Below are 21,278 nucleotides of genomic sequence, written 5' to 3' on the forward strand. Positions count from 1 at the left end.
GCGACGGTCGGCGGGAGCCGTCAGAAGAGGGTGGTGGGCTCGACCGGGATCGGTTCGGGCAGCGGTGCCAGCTCGGGTACGCGGCCGCGTACCTCGTCGTGGAAGCGGCGGGCCAGGGTCGGCGCGTCGGCGTTGTCCGGGGTGTGGATGAAGACGGTCGGTGAGCGGCCCTCCCGAAGCCACGCCGCGGTGACGTCGACCCACCGCCGCCAGCCCTCGACGGTGCGCGCCGGGTCGTCGCGACCGAGGTAGCGGACGATCGGCCGGTCGGTGAGGGCGGCCGTGCGCAGCGGCATCCTCGGCTTCTTCGTCCAGGCGTCCCGCTCGGCGTCGCTGGTCGGTGGCTCGGCGAAGAACGCGGTGGTGTCGAACGGGATCCACTCGGCGTCCGTCTCGGCGAGCGCCGCCTCCAGCAGCCGGGTCGCGTCGGCGTCGGTGAAGAAGGCGGGATCGCGGACCTCCACGGCGGGTCGGTGGGAGGCGGGCAGGCGGCGCAGGAAACGGGCGAGCGTGGGCACGTCGCCCGGTCCGAACGAGCCGGGCAACTGGACCCAGAGGGCGTACGCCCGGGAGCCGAGTGGCTCGATCGCGTCGAGAAAGGCACGCATCGGCTGATCGACGTCGGTGAGGCGGCGCTCGTGGGTGACCACCTTCGGCAGCTTGACCACGAGGCGGAAGTCGGGCCCGGTCTGCTCCGCCCACGAGGCGACCGTCTCGCGGGACGGCGTGGCGTAGAAGGTCGTGTTGCCCTCGACCGCGTCGCACCAGCCGGCGTAGTGCCGGAGCCGTTCGTGCGCCGGCAGGGGGTGGGGGAGCAGCCTCCCCTGCCACGACCGGTGCGTCCACATCGCGCACCCGACGTGCAGCCGCATGACCACGCCGGCCCCTCCCGCTTCGGTACCCCGCACCCGCCGAACGAGCACCGGACGTACCGTATCCGGACGCTCAATGCCGGCCCAGTCTGGTGTCTGCGGTACCGGTGATGCTCAGTCGGTGTCGGCGCGGGCGACGGTGAGGGTGGAGACGCCGCCGGTGGCGTCGATGTCGTAGCGGTCCGTCGCCGAGTCCCACTCCGGCGGGGTGAAGGTGCTGCCGCCGGCCACCCCCGAATGGGTGGTGCCGTCGATGGTGACCGAACCGGCACCGCCGCCGGCGCGTACCTGCACGGGGGCGTCGCCGGCCAGGCGGACGACGACCTGGCTCGCGCCACCGCCGAGCAGGGTCCGTTGCGTCCCCTCCGGCGCCGGCAACGTCAGCTCGATCCGGTTCGCACCGGCGGTGAACTCGATGTCGCCGAGCCGCGCGCCACGCAGGTCGAGGTGCTGTTCCTTCGCGCCACCGCTGAGCCGGACGTGCCAGCGCACCGACTCGGCCAGCACCACCTCCACGACCGCCGGGCCGTCTCGGTCGGTGCCGCGCAGGCTGGTCAGCAGGTTCCCGTCGGTGAGGGAGACGGCGGGTCGTACGTTCGCCTCGCGGGGCGTCGACACCCGGTACGCGTCGTCGCCGAGGTCGGCGGTGCGCAACCGGACCACGTCGGCACCGTCGAGCAGGACGAAGGTGGCCTCCTGCAGGTCGCCGACGGCACCGGTGACGACGTGCCCGTTGCGGCCGTCACCCCGGACGGTCACCCACGTCCAGGTGGCGACCACCACCACGATGATGACCAGTACGGCAGCACCAAGCCACCACCAGAGCCGTCGCCCGCCGACCGCCTGAGTGTTCTCCACGTCGCCTCCCGTACGTCGGTGACCGCAGGGGTTACTACCCGCCCGTCACCGACTCTTACGCGTGGGAGGCCCGCCGGGCTCACCGCCGACGTCGGGGCGGTGAGCCCAGCGGTCCCTGATGGACGGTGCGTCTCAGGCCCGGGACCACTTCTGGTTGGGGGTGCCGGCGCAGTCCCACAGCTGCAACCGGCCGCCGTTGTTCGGGTTGTTGTCGCGTACGTCGACGCAGCGGTTCGCGCTGAGGTTGACCAGGTCGCCGGCGGCGTTCAGGGTGAAGCGTTGGGCGGGGTTGCCGTTGCAGGTGACGAGGTTGACCTCGGTGCCGTTGGCGGTGCCGGCCCAGGCCGGGTCCATGCACTTGCCCATCGCGCGGACGGTGCCGTCGGCGGCGAAGGTCCACGCCTGCGCGGCGGTGGTGTTGCAGTCCCAGATCTGCAGTGCTGCCCCGTCGACCGGGTTGGCGCCGGGGATGTCGATGCACCGGCCGCTCTGCTGCCCCCGGATCCGGGTGGTGGTGCCGGTGTTGCCGTCCGGGACGTAGCCGTAGACCCGGACGTAGTCGACGAGCATCTGCTGCGGGAACTGGGTGCTGCCGTCGGGGTAGCCGGGCCAGTTACCACCCACCGCCACGTTGAGGATCATGAAGAAGGGGTGGTCGAAGACCCAACGGTTGCCACCGAGCCGGCCCGGGTCGACCCGGAAGAACTCCACCCCGTCGAGGTACCAGCGGATGATGTTCGGCTCCCAGTCCACCCGGTAGGTGTGGAAGGCGTCGGCCAGTGGTTGCCCGATGGTGCGGCTGCCGCCGATGCCGGCCCCGCCGGAGTAGCCCGGACCGTGGATGGTGCCGTGTACGGTGTTCGGCTCCCGCCCGATGTTCTCCATGATGTCGATCTCGCCCGAGGCCGGCCAGCCGACGTTGCCGAAGTCGTTGCCGAGCATCCAGAAGGCCGGCCAGATGCCCTGACCCCGGGGGATCTTGATGCGTGCCTCGAACCGGCCGTACGCCTGACTGAAGGTGGCGGCGGTGAGCAGCCGGGCCGAGGTGTACTCGCACCGTCCGTAGTGGCACTGGTAGTTGGCCGGGTTCTCCCGGCGGGCGGTGATGACGAGGTTGCCCTGCCCGTCGTGCACGGCGTTGCTGGTGCTGTTGGTGTAGTACTGCCGTTCGTTGTTGCCCCAGCCGTGGCCGCCGATGTCGAAGCGCCACTTGGCCTGGTCGACCGGCGTGCCGGCGGGTGCGTTGAACTCGTCCTGCCAGGTGAGCCCGCCGATGGCGGCGGCGGCCGGCGCGGCGGTCACGGGTACGACGAGCAGGCTGGCGACGACGGCCGCGGCGAGGACCGCGGCCGTCCGTCGGAGTCTGCGGGAGGTGGTGGACACGATGGTCTCCTTGGGGTGGGCGGATGAGGCTGGCGCCCCGGCGAGGAGAAGAGAGCGCTCTCCACATCGCAGTGTGTCGATTTATGAAGATTTAGTCAAGGTTGTTAACAGCGATCATGGCAGGCCGCCACGCTTGGTGATCGTCAACTCGTGGTTGACGGCCCGGCATGCGTCAACTTATGGTTGACGCATGACGAATCCGGTCCAGATGACCAACCCCGTCCGGCTCGACGACCTGATCCAGGCCATCAAGCAGACCCGTTCCGACGCACTCGAACAGCTCACCGACGCGGTCATGATCGCCGACCACATCGGTGAGGTCGCCGACCATCTCATCGGCCACTTCGTGGACCAGGCCCGCCGCTCCGGCGCCTCCTGGACGGAGATCGGTCGCAGCATGGGGGTGAGCAAGCAGGCCGCCCAGAAGCGCTTCGTGGCCAAGGGGGACGCCGGGCCGATCGACCCGCAGCAGGGGTTCAACCGCTTCACCCCGCGCGCCCGCAACGTCGTGGCGGCCTCGCAAAACGAGGCCCGTGCCGCCGGCAACACCGAGATCGGACCGGTGCACCTGGTGCTCGGCCTGCTCGCCGAACCGGAAGGGCTGGCCGTCAAGGCGCTGACCGCCGCAGGGGTGACGGCCGAGGCGGTGCGCGAGGCGGCCTCCGCCGCGCTGCCGCCGTCGGCGAGCGAGGTTCCGGAGCTGATCCCGTACGACGCGGCCGGCAAGAAAGCCCTGGAACTGACCTTCCGTGAGGCGCTGCGCCTCGGGCACAACTACATCGGCACCGAGCACATCCTGCTGGCGCTGCTCGAACACGAGGACGGCGAGGGCGTGCTGACCGGCCTCGGGGTCGACAAGGCCGCCACCGAGGCGTACCTCGTGGCGGCCCTGGCCAAGCTCCGGGTGTTCGAGTAACGGATCAGGATGCGGTGGGGAAGCCGTACCGGGCGGCGTGCTCCGGGTCGGCCGGATCGATCTGGCGCAGCCCGGCGTCGGCGAGGCGCTTGTTCACCTCGTCGAGTCGCTCACGCACCAACCGGGCCTCCTCCTCGGTGACCCGCCCCCGGTGCGGCCGGCCCGCGTGCTCGACGGTGCCGTAGTCAATCTTCTCAGCGCTGCGGCGGGTCTTCGGCGGACGTACCCGTTCGGCGGTCTTCAGCAACTGCGCCATCGGCACGTCGGTGGCCATGGCGTCGAACTCGCTCGCGGTCAGCACCACCCGGCGCGGCTCGCCGTGCCCGTGACGGTCGTGGATCTCGACCACCGCCACGTCCAGCGCGGCGTCGTCGATGCTCTCCACCTCCACCGGGGTCGCGTCCAGTTGCACGGGCCCGGCCACCAGGTCAGGGTGCTCGAGGACGACGACGCGGACGGCCTCGTCGTCGGCACCCAGCACCGTGCCGCTGAAGTCGGAGACGTGGATCGTCTTCTTGCCCATGGATGCGCCAGCTCCCGTCGTGACCCGTCAGAGGACCAGCAGACGTTACCCGACAGGTGTGCGAAAGCGCGCGCTGGCTCGCCGCCGGGGTCCGGCCGGAGGCCTCCCGGGAGCGACCCACTCCGCTCACCGGGGTCACCAGTCGCTCGGCGCGTCAGCGGGGGTTCAGGTGGCGGCGCACGGCACCGGCCGGCAGGCTGTTCAGGTCGTGCCAGGAGAGCGTCCCGGGGTGCGTGCGGTGGCCCCGGTAAGAAGCCTGGGCCGGGAAGTGCGCGGTGACCGCGCGACTGCGCCAGACGCGCTCGGTGTCCTGCTGATAACGGTCGTGCGGCTGTTTCGGCATGCCCCCACCGTTCCAAAGAAAGTTGTCCATGTATGGAAATGGATATGACGGTCAATCGATCGCTCAGGTTCCCCGAATCGGGCCCACCTACGCACCCGACCGGCCGCGCCGTCGTACCGTGAGCGGCGTCGGCGGGTGCGGGACCGGGAGGTGACGATGGTCGACCGGCGGTTGCACCTGCACCTGGCGACCTGGTTGGGACAGTGGCCGGCCGGTCCCGGCCTGCACGTGGTCGGGTCCGGGCGGCGCACCCGACCGGCCTGGGACGGCCGGCTGCGCCCGGCGATCGCGGTCACCACCGGCCGGAGCGGCGTGCTCTCGGTGCCACCCGACCGGGTCACGGCGGTACGCGAACTGGCGCGGCTGCCGGACCGTCTGCTGGCCGCGCTGCCCGCGGCGGTCGGGCATCCGGGTTGGTCCGTGCACGACGACGTGTTCCGGTGGAGCGTGGCACCGGCATCCCTGCCGGACGCCGGTGAATGGGTGCCGCCCACCACCGCCGGGCTGCCTTCCTGGCTGCGACTGTTCGACCGCCCGGTGCTCGTGGTCCGCGACGGGCAGGGCCGTTACCTGGCCGGCGTCGGCATCAAACGGCACGACCGGCACGGACACGAGTTGGCGGTGGGCACCGTCCCCGCGGCTCGGGGGCGCGGACTGGCCCGGCGGCTGGTGGCCCAGGCCGCCCGACGGGTGATCGACGACGGTGCCGTACCGACCTATCTGCACGACCGGGGCAACGCCGCCTCGGCGCGGGTGGCGGAGGCCGCCGGTTTTCCCGACCGCGGCTGGCGGTCCTACGGCGTCTATCCGACCTGAACGTCGACCGGCAGGGCGGACCGTGGATCCCGGGCCGGATCCACGGTCCGCAGCCTCTCCCCAGGTCCGCGCGAGGCTTCAGTGCCGATCACGCTACGTATTCAGAATCAACTCGGCAAGCCGCCGCCACCGTCTTCTTGCTGTCCAATTGTGGACTTGACCTGGTGCGACGCCTCTGGCTCGCTCGCCTCCGTCAGTGACGCAGGGTGTGAATCAGACCGAGAGCCTGTTGGGTCACCGGGCGCAGCACGCGCAGTCGTGAGGCCGAGCGCCTCGGCGGCGGCACGGCCGTTGGCGTGGCTCGCCCCGTAGGTGGTGACGAATGCCCGGACACCGGCGGGCCGCCAGGCGGCCGGCCAACCCATCTCCACCACGCCCACCGGATGCGTGGCCGCCAGCGCGGTGGTCAGCTCCGGGCCGCCGGGCAGCCGATGCAGGTGGCGGGCGACCAGGACGATCGGGCGGTCACCGGCGCGTCGGCGCAGGTCGGCCGGGTCCGCTTCGGCCGCCACCACCCGGATCTGCTCGGTGCCGTCGAGGTGGGGTTCGAGTCCCCACGGCACCCGCCCCTCGGCGATGGTGGACCGCGCGTGCAGCTGCACCACGAGGGGCCGGTCAAGCCCGGTGAGCACGCCCTCCACCCGGACCGCTCGGCGGGCCGCCGCGTACCCCAGGTCGTCGGCAGCGACGGTGGCGCGACCTGCGGTCCGGGTCCAGGCGGCGAGGTCGGCGACGCGGCCGGCGGCCTGTTCGACGCGGGCGCGCTCCAGCCGTCCGTCGCCGAGCGCGGCCACGATCTCGGCGGCGACCCGCTCGACCAGGTCGCCGTCGACCTTGGCGCCGATGCAGAGCAGGTCGGCGCCGGCGGCCAGGGCGCGTACGGCGCCGGGCGCGATGCCGCCGGCGGCGAGGGCCGCGCCCTTCATCTCCAACGCGTCGGTGACGATCACACCGTCGAAGCCGTACTCGCGACGCAGCAGGTCCACCAGCACCGCACGGCTGAACGTGGCGGGTCCGTCCCCGGTCAGCGCGGGTACCCGGATGTGCGCGGTCATCACCGCCTTCGCCCCGGCGGCGACCACCGCGGCGAACGGGGGGAGGTCCCGCTGGCGCAGCTCGTCGGGCGTGACGTCCACGGTGGGCAGTTCGTGATGGGAGTCGGCCACGGTCGCGCCATGGCCGGGGAAATGCTTGGCGCAGGCCGCCACCCCGGCGGCCTGGAGGCCCGACGTCGCGGCGGCGGCGTGCGCCGCGACGCTGACCGGGTCGGCACCGAAGGAACGGGTGCCGATGATCGGGTTGTCGTCGACGGTGTTGACGTCGACCGTGGGTGCCAGGTCGACCGTGATGCCCAGGCTGGCCAACTCGGCACCGAGGGCCTGGTAGACCCGTCGGGTGAGCGCCGGGTCGCCGATCGCGCCGAGCGCGGCGTTGCCCGGGTACGGGCTGCCGGTGGCGTGCGCCAGCCGGGTGACGTCGCCGCCCTCCTCGTCGATCGCGATCAGCACGTCGGCCCGGCCGCTGCGCAGCGCCGCCGTACTGGCCGACACCTGCGTCGGTTCGTGGACGTTCGTGCCGAACAGCGTGTGCCCGGCCAGCCCGTCGGCGACCAGGTCGACGGCCCACTGCGGCGGAACCGGCCCCGGGTACGCGGCCAGCAGGGTGCCGAGCGCCAGCCGGCGCAGTCCTGAATCCAGCCCCACGTGCTCTCTCCTCTCGTGCCGGCCGGTACGGATGTCGTACCGGGTCGGCGGAGGGCCGCGCTCCCACGTGGCCGATACGCTATCGGCTACCCGTTCACAGGGCGGTGCACAGCTACTTAAAAGCTTAAAGGTTAGCAAAGTTTACTAATCCTGAGGACATGGCATGAGTGCGACCCGGTTGCCCGGCACCCCACGTCTGTTGCGGGCCCTCAACGACCGCGCGGCGCTGGAGTTGCTGCTGGAACGGGGGCCACTGACCCGGGCCCGGATCGGTGAGCTGACCGGCCTGTCCAAGGTCACCGCCTCGCAGCTGGTGGAGCGGCTGGAGGAACGCGGGCTGGTCGCCCGCGTCGGCGAGCAGGCCGGTGGACGGGGACCGAACGCCCAGCTCTACGCCGTGCGGCCCGGCAGCGCCCACGTGGTCGGTGTCGACGTGGGGCCGGAGCGGGTGGTCGCCGCCTGCGCCGACATCACCGGCGCGGTCATCGGTCGGGTCGAACAGTCCACCCAGGACACCGACGACCCGGTCGGCGTGGTGCACAACGCCGTCGTCAGGGTGGCCGGCAGCGCCGGGGCGCAGCTGTCGAGCGTGCGCCGGATCGTCCTCGGCACCCCCGGCCTGGTCGATCCGGGCACCGGCGACATCACCTTCGCGTACAACCTGCCCCGCTGGCATCGTGGTCTGCTCGCCGCGCTACGCGACGACCTGGACACCCCGGTCGTCTTCGAGAACGACGTCAACCTCGCCGCGCTCGCCGAGGCGCAGTCCGGTGCGGCCCAGGGACTGTCGGACTTCGTGCTGGTCTGGGTGGGTGCCGGCGTCGGTCTGGCGATCGTGCTGGGTGGGCGGTTGCACCACGGCAGCAGCGGTGCCGCCGGTGAGATCGGCTACCTGCCGGTGCCCGGCGCACCCATCCCGCGCGACGTCTCGCGCCGGGCCAAGCCGGCGTTCCAGCAGCTGGCCGGCGCGGACGCGATCCGTGCCCTGGCCCGGGAGCACGGCTACCCGGACGGGGGCGCCGCGGACGCGGTACGCGCCGCGATCGCCGACGGCACCTCGGGCGCGCCGATGCTCGACGAGGTGGCCCGCCGGCTCGCCCTCGGTGTGGCGAGCACCTGCGTGGTGCTGGACCCGCCCCTGGTGGTGCTCGCCGGGGAGGTGGGGCAGGCCGGCGGGGCGGCCCTGGCCGAGCGGGTGCAGCAGGAGGTCGCCGCGATCACCCTGGTGCGTCCCCGGGTGGTGCCCACCGGGCTGACCGAGGAACCGATCCTGCACGGCGCCCTGCGGACGGCGTTGGACGCCGTCCGCGACGAGGTCTTCGGCTCAACGGTCGGCTGAGCCGAGCCCGCGCCCCTTTCTTCCGCGATCATGAAGTTGTTGTCGGCGAGAGCGCCCGCCGGTGACGACAACTTCATGATCGACGAGGAGAAGGTTGTCAGATCAGGTCGCGTCGGCGGAAGAGGGCGAAGGCGGCCGCGGTGAGCCCGGCGGTGAGCAGAAACAGCACCGCCAGCGCCGGTTGCCAGGTCAGGGTGTAGCTGCCGTCGCAGTAGCCGTAGCTGACCGTCCGGCAGGCGTTGCCGTCCCAGAAGGTCACCTCTCCGGCCAGCCATGCGCCCACGTAGCTGGCGAGCATGAGCTGGTCGGGGCGGGCCACCTCGATGATCTGCAGCACGATCCGCCCGCCCAGCTCCCACACCACCAGGTACGCGGCCACCGCGCCGAGCGCCGCCGCGGTGTGCCGCCCCATCGTCGCGATGGCGAAGCCGGTCGCCGCGGCGAGCAGCACCAGGGTCAGCCCGCGACCCCAGATCGCGCCCAGGTCGCCCCAGAACGCCGCGTTGGTCGGGCCGGGATAGCCCGAGATCTGGGCGATGACCCAGAAGGTGACGAGATAGGCCAGGGAAGCGAGCACCGACACGGTCAGTACGGCCCCGAGCAAGGTCCCGAGTTTGGCGCCGAGCACGGTCAGCCGGCGTGGTCGCCAGAGCAGCAGGTTGACCACGCCCCCGGAGTTCAGGTCGGCGCCGATGTACGAGGCACCGACCAGGAACCCGAAGAGCACCAGGTACGCCACGAGGAAGTACAGCAGTGGCTCGGCCTGCCGGGTGAAGGTGAACACCCCGGTCAGGTAGTCGGCGGCCACCGGCAGCCGGTCCCGCAGCGCCGGGTCCAGCTCGGAACAGTCCGGCGGCAGGTAGGTGTGCTCGTCGCGGGGCAGTGGCTCGCCCCGATCCCGGGCCAGGCACCGTTCGTGGGCCAGTTCCAGGTCGCGTCGCTCCGCGAGGGCCTGTCGCTGTGCCTCGGCCAGCTCGACGGCGGTGGGCTGGTGCGAGCCGGCCAGCGTGGTCGCCGCGGTCACCGCGAACGCCAGCATCAACAGGACGATCATGAGCTGTACGAAGCGGCGGGCGCTCAGCCGCTCCAGCTCGGCGCGGATCAGGTTCACGCGTCCACTCCCCGCATGCCGAGGTCGATGTGCCGTTCGACGGCCGGTGCCGACCCGTCCACCTGACGGGGTACCGCCGGTTGCGCCGGGCTGCCGGTCAACTCCAGGAAGACGCTCTCCAGATCCGGGCGTAGCGGGGTCAGCTCGCGTACCCAGACGCCCTGCTCGCCCAGGGTCCGGCTCACCGCGGCCGGGTCCGGTACGCCGCTGACCACCAGGTGGTCGGCGTGCCCGGTGACCGTCAGCCCGGCCGCCACCAGCAGCTCCTCGGCCCGGGCCAGGTCGTCGGCGCGGACCAGGTGCTCGTTGTGGTCGAAACCGGCGAGCACCTGCGCCACCGGCCCTGACGCCACCCGCCGGCCCCGCGAGATGATCGTGACGTGGTCGCAGATCAGCTGGATCTCGGCCAGGATGTGGCTGGAGATCAGCACCGTGACGCCGTTGGCCGCCAGCGCCCGCACCAGATCCCGCATCTCCCGGATGCCCGCCGGGTCGAGCCCGTTCGCCGGCTCGTCCAGTATCAGCAGCTCGGGTCGCTTGAGCAGCGCCGAGGCCACCGCCAACCGCTGCTTCATGCCCAGCGAGTAGCCCTTCACCCGCTCGTCGCCCCGGTCGGCCAGCCCGACCTGCTCCAGCACCTCGTCGACCCGACCGACCGGTACGCCACCGGCGAGGGCGAGCAGCCGCAGCGTCCGGTACCCGGTGAAGTTGCCGTAGAACTGCGGGCTCTCCACGATCGCACCGACCCGGCCGGCGACCTGGGGCAGTTGCTCCGGCGCGCTGGCGCCGAGCACCCGCATCCGACCGTCGTCGGCGCGTACCAACCCGAGCAGCGCGCGCAGGGTGGTCGTCTTGCCCGACCCGTTGGGCCCGAGGAAGCCGTGCACCTGGCCGGCCTCCACCAGCAGGTCGAAACCGTCGACCGCGACCCGTCGCCCCCGGCGCATGCTGTGGAAGGTCTTGCGTAGACCCTCGATCTCGATGACCCCACTGGTCATGGGCGGTCCTCCGGGTGGGGTGAGCAACGACACGGCGCCTCACCCTACGGTGGCGGAGCCGGCCCGTGGGGGCACCCCGGCGGTGCGTGGTTGGATGGGCTGGTGACTGGTGACCTGATCCCCGGCACCGCCGGTGCCGCACCCGCCCCCTCGCCCGTGGACGCGGATCTGGTGGTCAGCCTCGACGGCGTCGCCGTACGCCGGTCCGGCACCGCCCTGCTGCACGACGTCGACTGGCGGGTGGAGCTGGACGAACGTTGGGTGGTGCTGGGGCCGAACGGCGCCGGCAAGACCACCCTGCTCAACATCGCGGCCGGACGACTGCACCCGACCACCGGCACCGCGTACGTGCTCGGCGAGCGGATCGGGCGTACCGACGTCATGGAGCTGCGTACCCGCATCGGCCTCTCCACCGCCGCGCTCGCGGAGCGGCTGCCCGCCCAGGAGCGGGTCGTCGACGTGGTGATGACCGCCGCCTGGTCGGTGGTCGGCCGGTGGCGGGAGAGCTACGACCCGGCCGACGAGGCCCGTGCCCGGGCCCTGCTGGACCAGTTGGGCGTCAGCGCGTTGGCCGACCGGACGTACGGCACCCTGTCGGAGGGGGAGCGCAAGCGGGCTCAGATCGCGAGGGCGCTGATGACCGACCCGGAGCTGCTGCTGCTCGACGAGCCGGCGGCCGGGCTGGACCTGGGCGGACGGGAGGACCTGGTCGGCCGCCTCGCCGGCCTGGCGCAGGACCCGGACGCCCCGGCGCTGGTGCTGGTCACCCACCACGTCGAGGAGATCCCGCCCGGCTTCACCCACGCGCTGCTGTTGCGCGACGGTGCGGTGATGGCGCAGGGCCTGCTCGACGACACCCTCACCGCCGACAACCTCACCAAGACCTTCGGGTTGCCGCTGCTGGTCGAGCGCAACGGCGACCGCTTCACCGCCCGCGCCGCCTGAGCTGTAAGGAAGGGCACCTTATTAACGCCTGTTGTATAGGAAGGGCCCCTTCCTAACCACTGCAACCCCGCCGGAGGCTCCCGTGCGTCAGACCCGCGTCGTGGTGGTGGGCAGCGCGAACATGGACCTGGTCGCCACCGCCGAGGCCCTGCCCCGCCCGGGCGAGACCAGGCTCGGCACCGACTTCGTCACCGTGCCCGGCGGCAAGGGCGCCAACCAGGCCATCGCCGCCGCGAGGGCCGGTGCGGCCAGCGTCTTCCTCGGCGCGATCGGCTCCGACTCCTTCGGGGTCACCCTGCGCGCCCGGATCACCGCCGCCGGGGTCGACACCAGCCAGTTGCGCACCACCTACGGCGCGTCCGGGGTGGCCCTGGTGATGGTCAACGCCGAGGGTGAGAACGCGATCCTGGTTACCCCGGGAGCGAACACCTCCCTGACCGAGTTGACCGAGACCGATCTCGCCGCCGTACGCGACGCCGACGTACTCGTCGCGCAGCTGGAGATCCCGGTGGAGACGGTCACCGGTGCGGCGGTGGCGGCCCGGGCCGCCGGCACCCGGGTGGTGCTCAACGCGGCGCCGGCCGTCCCCCTCCCGCCGGAACTGCTCGCCGCCGTGGACCTGCTCGTGGTCAACGAGAACGAGGCGCAGGCGTACACCGGACGAGGCCGCGAGGAGCCGCACGCGCTGCTGGACCTGGTGCCCCGGGCGGTGCTGACCCTCGGCGCGGAGGGTGCCTGGTACGGCGACCGGGACGGCACGGCGGTGCACGTCCCGGCGGTCAAGGTGGACACCGTCGACTCGACCGCCGCGGGCGACGCGTTCACCGGCGCGCTGGCGGTGGCCTGGGGTGAGGGGCGCGACCTGGTCGACTCGGTCCGCTGGGCGGCCGCGGCCGGCGCCGCCTGCGTACGACGGCTCGGTGCCAGCGTGTCGCTACCGCACCGGGTCGAGATCGACCAGTTGTACGCGGCCTAGCCTAGGGCCGCACGGGCGTGCCCGATCGGTCGTGCCCCGCTCCCGCCACGGCGTGGGAGCCGGTACGGAAGGCGCGACGGTACGCCGACGGTGAGGTCCGCATCGCCCGGGTGAAGTGGTGACGGTAGGTCACCGGGGCGTCGAAGCCGACTGCCGTCGCGATCTGTCCCACCGTGGCGTCGGTGTTCTCCAGCAGCGCCAGGCTGGCCCGGATCCGTTGCTCGACCAGCCACCGGATGGGGCTGGTGCCGGTGGCCCTGGCGAAATGTCGCAGGTAGGTGCGGGGCGACATGTGGGCCTGCCGGGCCAGCCGGGCCACCGTGAGCGGCTCCGCCAGGTGTTCCAGCGCCCAGGTGATGCTGCCGGCGATCCGGTCGTCGTCCGGGTCGACCGGCACCGGCGCCTCGACGAACTGCGCCTGACCGCCGTCGCGGTGCGGCGGGATCACCAGCCGGCGGGCCACCGCGTTGGCGACGAGCGCGCCGTGGTCGCGCCGCACCACGTGCACGCACAGGTCGAGACCGGCGGCGCTGCCGGCGCTGGTGAGGATGTCTCCGTCGTCGAGGTAGAGCACGTCGGCGTCCACGGTGATCCGCGGGTAGCGGCGGGCCAGCAGGTCCGCGTACCGCCAGTGGGTGGTGGCCCGCCGGCCGTCGAGCAGTCCGGCGCCGGCCAGGGCGAACGCGCCCGAGCAGATGGAGAGCAGCCGGGCACCGGCGCGGTGTGCGCGGCGCAGCGCCGCGACGAGTTCCGGCGAGGGCGTCCCGTGCACGTCGGGCACGCCGGGAACGATGACGGTCGCGGCGGCGGCCAGCACCTCCAGCCCGTACGGGCTGTGCAGGGTGGCGCCGCCGAGCAGCGCAACGGGGCCGGGTCGCTCGGCGCAGAGCCGCAGGTCGTACCAGGGCACGTCGAGTTCCGGCCGGGGCAGCCCGAAGACCTCCGTGACGATCCCGGTCTCGAAACCCGACATCCCGGGGTACGCGAGCACGGCCACGCTGCGATCGACCGGAGCCATGGCCGGATGTTAGCGGAGTACGGCGTCACCGCCACTCGTCCACCGCCCGGCCCCGGCCGATCATTCATGGCATGACCAGATCCTTCGCCGTACCGGCCGCCGATCCACCCACCGCCGTCAGCCACTACCTCGCCCGGCTGCGCTTCGAGACCGACGTGGCCGACGTGCACGCCGACCTCACCGCCGTGGTGCCCGACCTCGTCGTGGTCGACTCGCGCGGCGACGAAGCCTGGGGGCAGGGCCATCTGCCCGGCGCCGTGCACCTGCCCACCGCCCTGATCGCCGAGCGGGCCACCGCCGTGGTGCCGCCCGGGGCCCGGGTGGTCACCTACTGCTGGGGTCCCGGCTGCGACGGTGCCACCCGGGCCGCGCTGGAGTTCGCCCGGCTCGGCTACGCGGTGAAGGAGATGCGCGGCGGCTACGAGTACTGGGTCCGGGAGGGACTGCCCGTGGTGACCGCCACGGGACTCACCCACCGGCCGGTGGACGACCTGACCGCGCCGCGCACCTCCGTCGCCTGCGACTGCTGACCGCCGGGCGAGCACCCTCCGCTGACCGCCGGGCAGGCACCGTCCGCTGACCGCGGGGTGAGGCACCGCCCGCGCCACACGGGGGCGCGGGCGGGTGCTCAGCCGGCGTCGTCGTTGAGCTTCTCGCCGCGACGGCGCAGCATCGACAGACCCGGGATGCCCGCCACCGCCAGCTTGAGGTCCCGGGTCACGTCGAGCAGGTCGTGCAGGTCGGGGCCGACCCGGTCGAGGGTGGCCAGGATCGGCAGGACGTCGGCGGTCAGGTGCTGCCGCAGCTTCGGCAACTCGTCGACCAGGCGGACCGCCGCGGTCACCTCCTCGTGGCTGAGCTGCTCGATGAAGTGGTTGGCCATCGGGGCGGCCCGCCGCAGCGCCGGTTCGTACGCCGACAGCAGTTCGGCCGCGGTGGCGGCCGCCTCGGCGGCCGTGCCCACCGTCTCGGCGGCCCGCCCGGCGACCGACCGCGCAGACTCCACCACGACGGCCGCCGTCGCGGCGACCTCGGTGGCGTTGTCCACGGCGGCGGTGGCGGCGGCGCTGATCACCGCCACCTCGCGGACCGCCGCCTCGGCGTCGGTGACCATCCGGTCGGTCCGGTCCAGGGTCTGCTCGACCCGGTCCACCACTCCGTTGATCCGGGCCAGCAGCGCCTCCACCTCGTCGAGCACCGCGAAGGCGCGGGCCGGGATGGCGGCGAAGGACGCGGCCTGGTCGAGGGCGGTACGGGTGAGACCGAGAACCGCGGTCGGCCGGGGAAGGGGGAGTGCCATGGGATCAAGTGTGCGCCGGGCGGGCCAGGGCCGCCCGGCGACGCCTACCAGTGGTCGCTCTGCTGTTCCACGGCGCGCTGCACCGCCCGGTAGATCTGCCCGAAGCGCAGCGCGTCCGGTGTGCGCAGCACCATCACCTCCTGCCGGCGGTACTGCACCCACAACTCCTGCACCCGGTTGCCGCGTTCGTAGGAGCGGTCCAGCCAACCGAGGGGCAGCTCCAGGAACGGCACCAGGGCGAGGGTGATGACCACGCAGGCGACGAGCACGATCAGCGCGGGGACCCACTCGCCCCGGTCGTGGGCGGACCAGGCCAGCGAGAGTACGCAGATCAGCCCGATCAGTGGCGGCAGGGACAGCAGCAGGACCAGGACCCCGCGACCGAGCACCCGACCGCGTACGGCGAGGGTGGTGCGGCCCTTGGCGTGCCAGACGTAGGTCACCTCGGTGATCGGGATGACGTGTCCTCCGGCCTGGATCGACTCGGAGGTCACCTGCACCGCGTCGTCCCGGTAATAGAGGGTCATCACTAAGACTAAGCACCACCGGGCAACTTGTCGTAGCCAGGGGGTCGCTCAGCGTCGGCGGGGTGGTGTCGGTCGGCCGGCCTCCAAGGCGCGTTGCACGGCGCGGTAGATCTGCCCGAAACGCAGCGCGTCCGGGGTGCGGAGCAACTGCACCGGGCGGCCCCGCCAGCGGATCCAGACCTCCCGCTGGCGACTGCCGCGCGCGTAGGAACGGTCCAGGTGCTCGAAGAGGAAGTCGGCGACCGGCCCGACCGCCAACCCGACCAGCACGGAGGCCCCGATGATCGCGATCGTGACGGTCGCCGACCGGTCCAGCCGGACGGCCAGCGCGACTCCGGCGGCGGCGGCCACCAGCGGGGCGGCCATGGCGGCACCGATCGCACCGCGTCCGGCCAGGACGCGCCAGGAGCGGGTGCCGTGCTGGTGCCAGATCTCGCTGATCTCGGCCAGTGGATAGACCCGGCCGTCGACTGTGACGGCGGCCGAGGTGACCCGTACCAGCCGGTCGTCGTAGTACGTCACGGAGCCCCTGTCGAACTGTCCGTGCGTCCCGCCCGCGGGGTGGGCGGATGGCGCGGCACGGACACCGCGCGGTTGAGATGGCGGACGGTTCATCGTGCGACTCCCGGCTGACGGGGCTGGCACCAGACTACTTACCCAAACGAGCCGGGTCGTAAGGTTGGCACGCGACTTCGACGAGGAAGTGAGGCTCAGCGTGGGCGAGTTCGTGCGGCTGGAGACCCGGGACGGCATCGGCACCATTCGGCTGGAACGGCCGCCGATGAACGCGCTCAACACCCAGGTGCAGGAGGAGTTGCGCGCCGCCGCGACCGCCGCCACCGCCGACAGCGGCGTCCGCGCGGTCATCGTGTACGGCGGGGAGAAGGTCTTCGCCGCCGGCGCGGACATCAAGGAGATGGCCGACATGTCCTACGTGGACATGGCCGCGCGGGCCGCCGACCTGTCCAGCGCGCTCGGCGCCATCGCCCGGATCCCCAAGCCCGTCGTCGCCGCGATCACCGGTTACGCCCTCGGTGGCGGCTGCGAGCTGGCGCTCGCCTGCGACTGGCGGGTGGTGGCCGAGGACGCCAAGCTCGGTCAGCCCGAGATCAAGCTCGGCATCATCCCCGGCGCGGGGGGCACCCAGCGGTTGGCCCGGCTGGTCGGCCCGGCCCGCGCCAAGGACCTGATCATGTCGGGGCGGATGGTGGACGCGCAGGAGGCGCTGCGGATCGGCCTGGCCGACCGGATCGCACCGGCGGCCGAGGTGTACGACACCGCGGTGGCGATGGTACGGCCGTACCTCACCGGCCCGGTGCAGGCGCTGCGCGCGGCGAAGCTCGCCGTCGACGGCGGCCTGGACATGGACCTGACCTCGGGCCTGGCGTGGGAGAGCCAGCTCTTCGCGGCGCTGTTCGCCACCGACGACCGGCGCGAGGGGATGGCGGCGTTCGTGGCGAAGCGGAAGCCGGACTTCACCGGACGCTGACCGCGCGAGGATGGTTCACATTCCTCCTACTGGCCAGTAGCGTGTGACTCCGGTCGGGCGACGAGAAGGAGCGGGCATGACGGAGCGGATCGAAGGCCACGGCGGGGAACTCGCCCTCGCGGCGCTGCGCGCGTACGGGGTGCGGGAGATGTTCACCCTCTCCGGCGGGCACGTGTTCCCGCTCTACGACGCCGCGCACAAGACCGGCTTCCCGATCTACGACGTGCGGCACGAGCAGTCCGCCGTCTTCGCCGCCGAGGCGGTGGCGAAGCTGCAGCGCCGACCCGGTCTCGCCGTGCTCACCGCCGGTCCCGGCGTGACCAACGGCATCTCCGGGCTGACCAGCGCCTTCTTCAACGCCTCGCCGGTGCTCGTGCTGGGCGGTCGGGCACCACAGTTCCGCTGGGGCTCGGGCAGCCTCCAGGAGATGGACCACCTGCCGCTGGTCGCCCCGGTCACCAAGCACGCGGAGACGGTGTTCAGCGCGGACGACATCCCCCGCGCGGTGGCCGCCGCGCTGACCACCGCCCTCACCCCGCACCGGGGACCGGTGTTCCTCGACTTCCCCCTTGAGGCGATCTTCTCGGTCGGCGACGCCGAGCTGCCGGCCGGGCCGCAGATCACCCCCCTCGACGCCGACCCCGACGAGGTGGCCAGCGCCGCCGGCCTGATCGCGGGCGCGGCGCGTCCGGTGATCATCGCCGGGTCGGACGTCTGGACCGGCGACGCGGTGGACGCCCTGCGCGCCGCGGCCGAGGCGTTCACCGTGCCGGTCTTCACCAACGGCATGGGCCGCGGCGCCCTGCCGCCCGAGCATCCGTTGGCCTTCGCCAAGGCCCGTCGGGTGGCCCTGTCCAATGCCGACGTGGTCGTGGTGATCGGCACCCCGCTGGACTTCCGCCTCTCCTTCGGCGACTTCGGCGACGCCAAGGTGGTGCACATCGTCGACGCGCCCAGCCAGCGCGCCGGTCACGTGCAACCCGCCGCCGCCCCCGCCGGAGACCTGCGTGGCATCCTCACCGCGCTGGCCGACCACCCCGGTGACCGGGTCGACCACGAAGACTGGGTCGCCCAGCTGCGGACCGCCGAGGACGCCGCGAAGGCCCGCGACGCCGAGGAGATGGCCGCCGAGACCGACCCGATCCGACCGGCCCGGATCTACGGCGAGCTGCGCAAGGTCCTCGCCCGCGACGCGGTGACCATCGGCGACGGCGGTGACTTCGTCTCGTACGCCGGGCGTTACCTGGAACCGGCCCAGCCGGGCACCTGGCTCGACCCCGGCCCGTACGGCTGCCTCGGCACCGGCATGGGCTACGCGATGGGTGCCCGGGTCACCCACCCGGACCGGCAGGTCTGCGTGCTGATGGGTGACGGCGCGGCCGGCTTCTCGCTGATGGACGTGGAGTCGCTGGCCCGGCAGCAGCTGCCGGTGGTCATCGTGGTCGGCAACAACGGCATCTGGGGCCTGGAGAAGCACCCGATGCGGGCCATGTACGGCTACGACGTCGCCGCCGACCTCCAGCCCGAGCTGCGGTACGACCAGGTGGTCGGCGCGCTCGGCGGCGCGGGCGAAACGGTGGCCAAGGCCGCGGATCTCGGGCCGGCCCTGCAACGCGCGTTCGACGCCGGGGTGCCGTACCTGGTCAACGTGCTCACCGACCCGGCCGACGCCTACCCCCGCTCCTCGAACCTGGCCTGACCCGGGCAGCCCCGCCCCGACACCGCACTAGACCTCGGGGCGGGGTTCCTCGCGTGGCGGTTCGCCCTCGCGCTTGCGCAGGTCGTCCTCGCGCTTGCGCAGGTCCTCCTCCCAGCGACGGAAGAGTTCCTGGTCCTCCTTGCGGGAGCGTTCCTCGATCGAGCGGAGGAACTCGGGGTCGTCGTCCGGGGCGAGCGCCCGGGGGCGTTCGGCCGGGCGGGTACCGCCGGTCCAGGACGGGGACCCGCCGACGGCCTTGCGCTCCCGCCCGGCCACGAACCAGGCGATCGAGCCGACCAGCGGGAAGAACAGGATGATCAGCAGCCAGCCGATCCGGGGGAGGTGGCGGATGCCGTCCTCCTCGGCGGAGAGACAGCTGATCAGGGCGCAGACGGCGAGAACGACCTGCACCAGGAAGAGGAGGATGTACAGCCGGGCCATGTAACCATCATTACCTACCCGGGACAGCGGTCACAGCCCGCGCAGCACCAGTAGCGCTCCCAGGAGCGCGAATCCGGCGGTGGCCAGGCCCACCAGGGCGAGAAGCCGACCACCGGTCCGAGGGACGCCACCACCGGTCGCCCGCCGCCAACAGAGTGTGACGGCGACGCCCCAGATCAGGATGGCCAGCGCCGCCGGCCCGGCGCCGGCCGGGCCACCGGTGAGTGCGAGCCGGACGGTCAGCAGCGCCACCACGGTCAGCGTGAGCAGGGTGCGTCGCCAGGCCAGCCTGGTGCGTTCGGGTTGCAGCCCCGGGTCGCGGACCGGGGTCATCCGCTGATCGCGCCGGCCAGCACCGCCGCCACCAGCGCCAGCGCGCCGAAGCCGACGATCAGGGCCAAGGCGGCCGGGAAGCGGGACGCGGGCAGTTCATCGCCGAGCCGGATGGCCCGTTCGGTGCGTGCCCAGTGATCGACCGCCCGGATCGCGACCGTGCCGCCGAGCAGCAGCAACGCCACGGCGATCGCCTCGCGCAGGTGGACCAGGGACAACGTCGGCAGGAACTGGGCGGCGGCGAGCCCACCGGCGATCAGCGCCAGGCCGGTACGCAGCCAGGCCAGGAACGTGCGTTCGTTGGCCAGCGAGAAGCGGTAGTCGGGGGTGCTCCCCACCGACCGCAACTCCCGTGGATCGAACCAGTTCCTGATCATCTGCCACACGAAGGTGATTATCCGGTTCCCAGCGGGAATAGGTTGGGAGCATGACGGATCTTGACGTGGCCACCTTGCGTTCGGCGTACGACACCCAGCTGCGGCCGGATCTGCCGGACCCGGTACCCGACGGCGTCGTGGTGGAGTCCGACGGTCCGTTGTTCCGGGTGCGGGGTCTGGACGATCGGGGCATGGTGACCTACCGCGACCTCGGTGGGCTGGCCGGTGCCGATCTCGACGAGCTGATCGCCCGGCAGGTGGCGGTGTTCCGCGAGCGGGGCGAGTCGGTCGAGTGGAAGCTGCACGGCCACGACGAGCCGGCCGACCTGCCGCAGCGGCTGCGAGTGGCGGGCTTCGTGCCGGAGGACCAGGAGACCGTCGTGGTCGGCCCGGTCGCTCCGCTGGCCTCCGCGCTGCCGGTGGTGCCTGAGGGCGTACGCCTGCGGGAGGTCACCGGCCGCGCGGACCTGGACCGGATCGCGGAGCTGAAGACCGAGGTGTGGGGCCGTGACCTGTCCGGACTCGCCGACGGGCTGGAACGGGAGATCGCCGCCGATCCGCAGTCGGTCGCGATCGTGGTGGCCGAGGCCGGCGACACGATGGTGAGTGCCGGTTGGGTGCGCTACCCGGTGGACAGCACGTTCGCCACACTCTGGGGCGGCGCGACCCGACCGCAGTGGCGGCGCCAGGGCATCTACCGTGCGCTGGTCACCTATCGCGCCCGGTTGGCCGGGCAGCGTGGTCGGACGTTGCTGCAGGTCGACGCGTCGGACGAGAGCCGGCCGGTGCTGGAGCGGCTCGGACTCGTCGCGGTCACCACCACCACGCCCTACGTCTACACTCCGTGATCATGAGCCAGCGGCTGACGGACGACGAGAAACTGACCCTCAAGACCGGTGCCTTCGGCGCGGTGCTCATGGTCTCGAACGCCGATCCGGGGGTGCTCGCGCTGTTCCGGGAGAGCTTCGCCGCTTCCGGCGCGATGGCCGACGCCAGCGGAGTGGTGAAGGAGGCGTTGACCAGCGGTCCGTTGCCGAAGCTGCCCCGTGACTCGGCGCTGGAGGTGGAGTCGGTGGTGCTGCCGGCGCTGCGCCGGGGGATCGAGATCCTGATTGAGAAGGCCCCGCAGGACGTGTCGGTCTACCGCGCGGTGGTGCTGTCGGCGGCGGATCGCACGGCCCGCGCCCATGACGGTGTCAGCCCCGCCGAGGCCGACGTCATCGAGCGGATCCGAAACGTCCTGGGCGAGTCCGCCTGACGGTGCGGCCGCCGGCGACAGCGGCGGGGGACAATGCGGTGAGCTGTGTCACC

Annotated in this window: 25 protein-coding genes; 10 read left to right on the forward strand and 15 right to left on the reverse strand. The window is 72.5% G+C overall.

What is annotated here, in order from left to right; all coding sequences use genetic code 11:
- Window positions 1-20: 20 nt before the first annotated feature.
- The 3 genes from SM447_RS01065 to SM447_RS01075 all read right to left on the reverse strand — a co-directional run bounded on the left by SM447_RS01065 (window position 21) and on the right by SM447_RS01075 (window position 3,113).
- Window positions 21-848 (reverse strand): DUF72 domain-containing protein, encoded by an 828-nt coding sequence (locus tag SM447_RS01065; RefSeq protein WP_474571223.1) that lies wholly within the window; start codon window positions 846-848, stop codon window positions 21-23.
- Window positions 849-986: 138 nt separating this feature from the next.
- On the reverse strand, window positions 987-1,730 hold the full coding sequence (locus tag SM447_RS01070) for a hypothetical protein (protein ID WP_474570814.1): 744 nt from the start codon (window positions 1,728-1,730) through the stop codon (window positions 987-989).
- Window positions 1,731-1,862: 132 nt separating this feature from the next.
- Window positions 1,863-3,113 (reverse strand): ricin-type beta-trefoil lectin domain protein, encoded by a 1,251-nt coding sequence (locus tag SM447_RS01075; protein WP_474570815.1) that lies wholly within the window; start codon window positions 3,111-3,113, stop codon window positions 1,863-1,865.
- Window positions 3,114-3,303: 190 nt separating this feature from the next.
- On the opposite strand from SM447_RS01075, the gene SM447_RS01080 reads away from it, so the two are divergent.
- A complete protein-coding gene (locus SM447_RS01080; protein WP_474570816.1) occupies window positions 3,304-4,029 on the forward strand; it encodes a Clp protease N-terminal domain-containing protein in 726 nt (241 codons plus the stop codon).
- Window positions 4,030-4,033: 4 nt separating this feature from the next.
- Here SM447_RS01080 and SM447_RS01085 read toward each other — a convergent pair whose 3' ends face one another.
- Entirely contained in the window at window positions 4,034-4,552 is a 519-nt protein-coding gene (locus tag SM447_RS01085) for a hypothetical protein (RefSeq protein ID WP_474570817.1), read from the reverse strand.
- A gap of 154 nt (window positions 4,553-4,706) precedes the next feature.
- The gene (locus SM447_RS01090; protein ID WP_474570818.1) at window positions 4,707-4,895 is read right to left on the reverse strand and encodes a DNA repair protein; all 189 of its coding nucleotides are present in this window, start codon (window positions 4,893-4,895) and stop codon (window positions 4,707-4,709) included.
- A 156-nt stretch (window positions 4,896-5,051) separates the two neighbouring features.
- On the opposite strand from SM447_RS01090, the gene SM447_RS01095 reads away from it, so the two are divergent.
- The gene (locus SM447_RS01095) at window positions 5,052-5,711 is read left to right on the forward strand and encodes a GNAT family N-acetyltransferase (RefSeq protein ID WP_474571224.1); all 660 of its coding nucleotides are present in this window, start codon (window positions 5,052-5,054) and stop codon (window positions 5,709-5,711) included.
- 107 nt (window positions 5,712-5,818) lie between these two features.
- On the opposite strand, the gene SM447_RS01100 is transcribed toward SM447_RS01095, so the two are convergent.
- On the reverse strand, window positions 5,819-7,414 hold the full coding sequence (locus tag SM447_RS01100) for a glycoside hydrolase family 3 protein (protein ID WP_474570819.1): 1,596 nt from the start codon (window positions 7,412-7,414) through the stop codon (window positions 5,819-5,821).
- A 163-nt stretch (window positions 7,415-7,577) separates the two neighbouring features.
- Between SM447_RS01100 and SM447_RS01105 the strand changes: the two genes are divergently transcribed.
- Window positions 7,578-8,753, forward strand: coding sequence for an ROK family transcriptional regulator (locus tag SM447_RS01105; protein ID WP_474570820.1), 1,176 nt, complete (start codon window positions 7,578-7,580; stop codon window positions 8,751-8,753).
- Window positions 8,754-8,850: 97 nt separating this feature from the next.
- Here SM447_RS01105 and SM447_RS01110 read toward each other — a convergent pair whose 3' ends face one another.
- Window positions 8,851-9,864, reverse strand: coding sequence for an ABC transporter permease subunit (locus SM447_RS01110; protein WP_474570821.1), 1,014 nt, complete (start codon window positions 9,862-9,864; stop codon window positions 8,851-8,853).
- Entirely contained in the window at window positions 9,861-10,862 is a 1,002-nt protein-coding gene (locus SM447_RS01115; protein ID WP_474570822.1) for an ABC transporter ATP-binding protein, read from the reverse strand. Before SM447_RS01115 ends, SM447_RS01110 begins: the two co-directional genes overlap by 4 nt.
- 102 nt (window positions 10,863-10,964) lie before the next feature.
- Here SM447_RS01115 and SM447_RS01120 point away from each other — a divergent pair, with 102 nt between their 5' ends.
- Together SM447_RS01120 and SM447_RS01125 are read left to right on the forward strand one after the other, a co-directional pair.
- A complete protein-coding gene (locus tag SM447_RS01120) occupies window positions 10,965-11,807 on the forward strand; it encodes an ABC transporter ATP-binding protein (RefSeq protein WP_474570823.1) in 843 nt (280 codons plus the stop codon).
- Window positions 11,808-11,889: 82 nt separating this feature from the next.
- Window positions 11,890-12,783 carry a ribokinase gene (locus SM447_RS01125; RefSeq protein WP_474570824.1) on the forward strand — a complete coding sequence of 298 codons (894 nt, stop codon included), beginning with the start codon at window positions 11,890-11,892 and terminating at the stop codon, window positions 12,781-12,783.
- 1 nt (window position 12,784) lies between these two features.
- On the opposite strand, the gene SM447_RS01130 is transcribed toward SM447_RS01125, so the two are convergent.
- Complete coding sequence (locus tag SM447_RS01130) at window positions 12,785-13,801, reverse strand: helix-turn-helix domain-containing protein (protein WP_474570825.1); 1,017 nt, start codon at window positions 13,799-13,801, stop codon at window positions 12,785-12,787.
- A gap of 71 nt (window positions 13,802-13,872) precedes the next feature.
- Between SM447_RS01130 and SM447_RS01135 the strand changes: the two genes are divergently transcribed.
- The gene (locus SM447_RS01135; RefSeq protein WP_474570826.1) at window positions 13,873-14,331 is read left to right on the forward strand and encodes a rhodanese-like domain-containing protein; all 459 of its coding nucleotides are present in this window, start codon (window positions 13,873-13,875) and stop codon (window positions 14,329-14,331) included.
- Window positions 14,332-14,429: 98 nt separating this feature from the next.
- Here SM447_RS01135 and SM447_RS01140 read toward each other — a convergent pair whose 3' ends face one another.
- The 3 genes from SM447_RS01140 to SM447_RS01150 are packed head-to-tail and all read right to left on the reverse strand — an operon-like array spanning window position 14,430 to window position 16,150.
- The gene (locus tag SM447_RS01140; protein WP_474570827.1) at window positions 14,430-15,101 is read right to left on the reverse strand and encodes a hypothetical protein; all 672 of its coding nucleotides are present in this window, start codon (window positions 15,099-15,101) and stop codon (window positions 14,430-14,432) included.
- 44 nt (window positions 15,102-15,145) lie between these two features.
- Window positions 15,146-15,628, reverse strand: a complete 483-nt coding sequence (locus SM447_RS01145; protein WP_474570828.1) for a DUF6232 family protein — start codon at window positions 15,626-15,628, stop codon at window positions 15,146-15,148.
- A gap of 48 nt (window positions 15,629-15,676) precedes the next feature.
- Entirely contained in the window at window positions 15,677-16,150 is a 474-nt protein-coding gene (locus tag SM447_RS01150; RefSeq protein WP_474570829.1) for a DUF6232 family protein, read from the reverse strand.
- A 193-nt stretch (window positions 16,151-16,343) separates the two neighbouring features.
- Here SM447_RS01150 and SM447_RS01155 point away from each other — a divergent pair, with 193 nt between their 5' ends.
- Both SM447_RS01155 and SM447_RS01160 read left to right on the forward strand, forming a co-directional pair.
- Window positions 16,344-17,117 (forward strand): enoyl-CoA hydratase-related protein, encoded by a 774-nt coding sequence (locus SM447_RS01155; protein WP_474570830.1) that lies wholly within the window; start codon window positions 16,344-16,346, stop codon window positions 17,115-17,117.
- 76 nt (window positions 17,118-17,193) lie between these two features.
- Window positions 17,194-18,816 (forward strand): acetolactate synthase, encoded by a 1,623-nt coding sequence (locus SM447_RS01160; protein ID WP_474570831.1) that lies wholly within the window; start codon window positions 17,194-17,196, stop codon window positions 18,814-18,816.
- 27 nt (window positions 18,817-18,843) lie between these two features.
- On the opposite strand, the gene SM447_RS01165 is transcribed toward SM447_RS01160, so the two are convergent.
- The 3 genes from SM447_RS01165 to SM447_RS01175 are packed head-to-tail and all read right to left on the reverse strand — an operon-like array spanning window position 18,844 to window position 19,967.
- Window positions 18,844-19,257, reverse strand: a complete 414-nt coding sequence (locus SM447_RS01165; RefSeq protein ID WP_474570832.1) for a PLD nuclease N-terminal domain-containing protein — start codon at window positions 19,255-19,257, stop codon at window positions 18,844-18,846.
- A 30-nt stretch (window positions 19,258-19,287) separates the two neighbouring features.
- Window positions 19,288-19,590, reverse strand: a complete 303-nt coding sequence (locus tag SM447_RS01170; protein ID WP_474570833.1) for a DUF202 domain-containing protein — start codon at window positions 19,588-19,590, stop codon at window positions 19,288-19,290.
- Window positions 19,587-19,967: a YidH family protein gene (locus SM447_RS01175; RefSeq protein ID WP_474570834.1), complete on the reverse strand. Its 381-nt coding sequence runs from the start codon at window positions 19,965-19,967 to the stop codon at window positions 19,587-19,589. Before SM447_RS01175 ends, SM447_RS01170 begins: the two co-directional genes overlap by 4 nt.
- A gap of 50 nt (window positions 19,968-20,017) precedes the next feature.
- Between SM447_RS01175 and SM447_RS01180 the strand changes: the two genes are divergently transcribed.
- Both SM447_RS01180 and SM447_RS01185 read left to right on the forward strand, forming a co-directional pair.
- Entirely contained in the window at window positions 20,018-20,815 is a 798-nt protein-coding gene (locus SM447_RS01180) for a GNAT family N-acetyltransferase (protein WP_474570835.1), read from the forward strand.
- 2 nt (window positions 20,816-20,817) lie between these two features.
- Window positions 20,818-21,225: a hypothetical protein gene (locus SM447_RS01185; protein ID WP_474570836.1), complete on the forward strand. Its 408-nt coding sequence runs from the start codon at window positions 20,818-20,820 to the stop codon at window positions 21,223-21,225.
- Window positions 21,226-21,278 lie beyond the last annotated feature (53 nt).

This window comes from Micromonospora aridisoli (assembly GCF_056150025.1).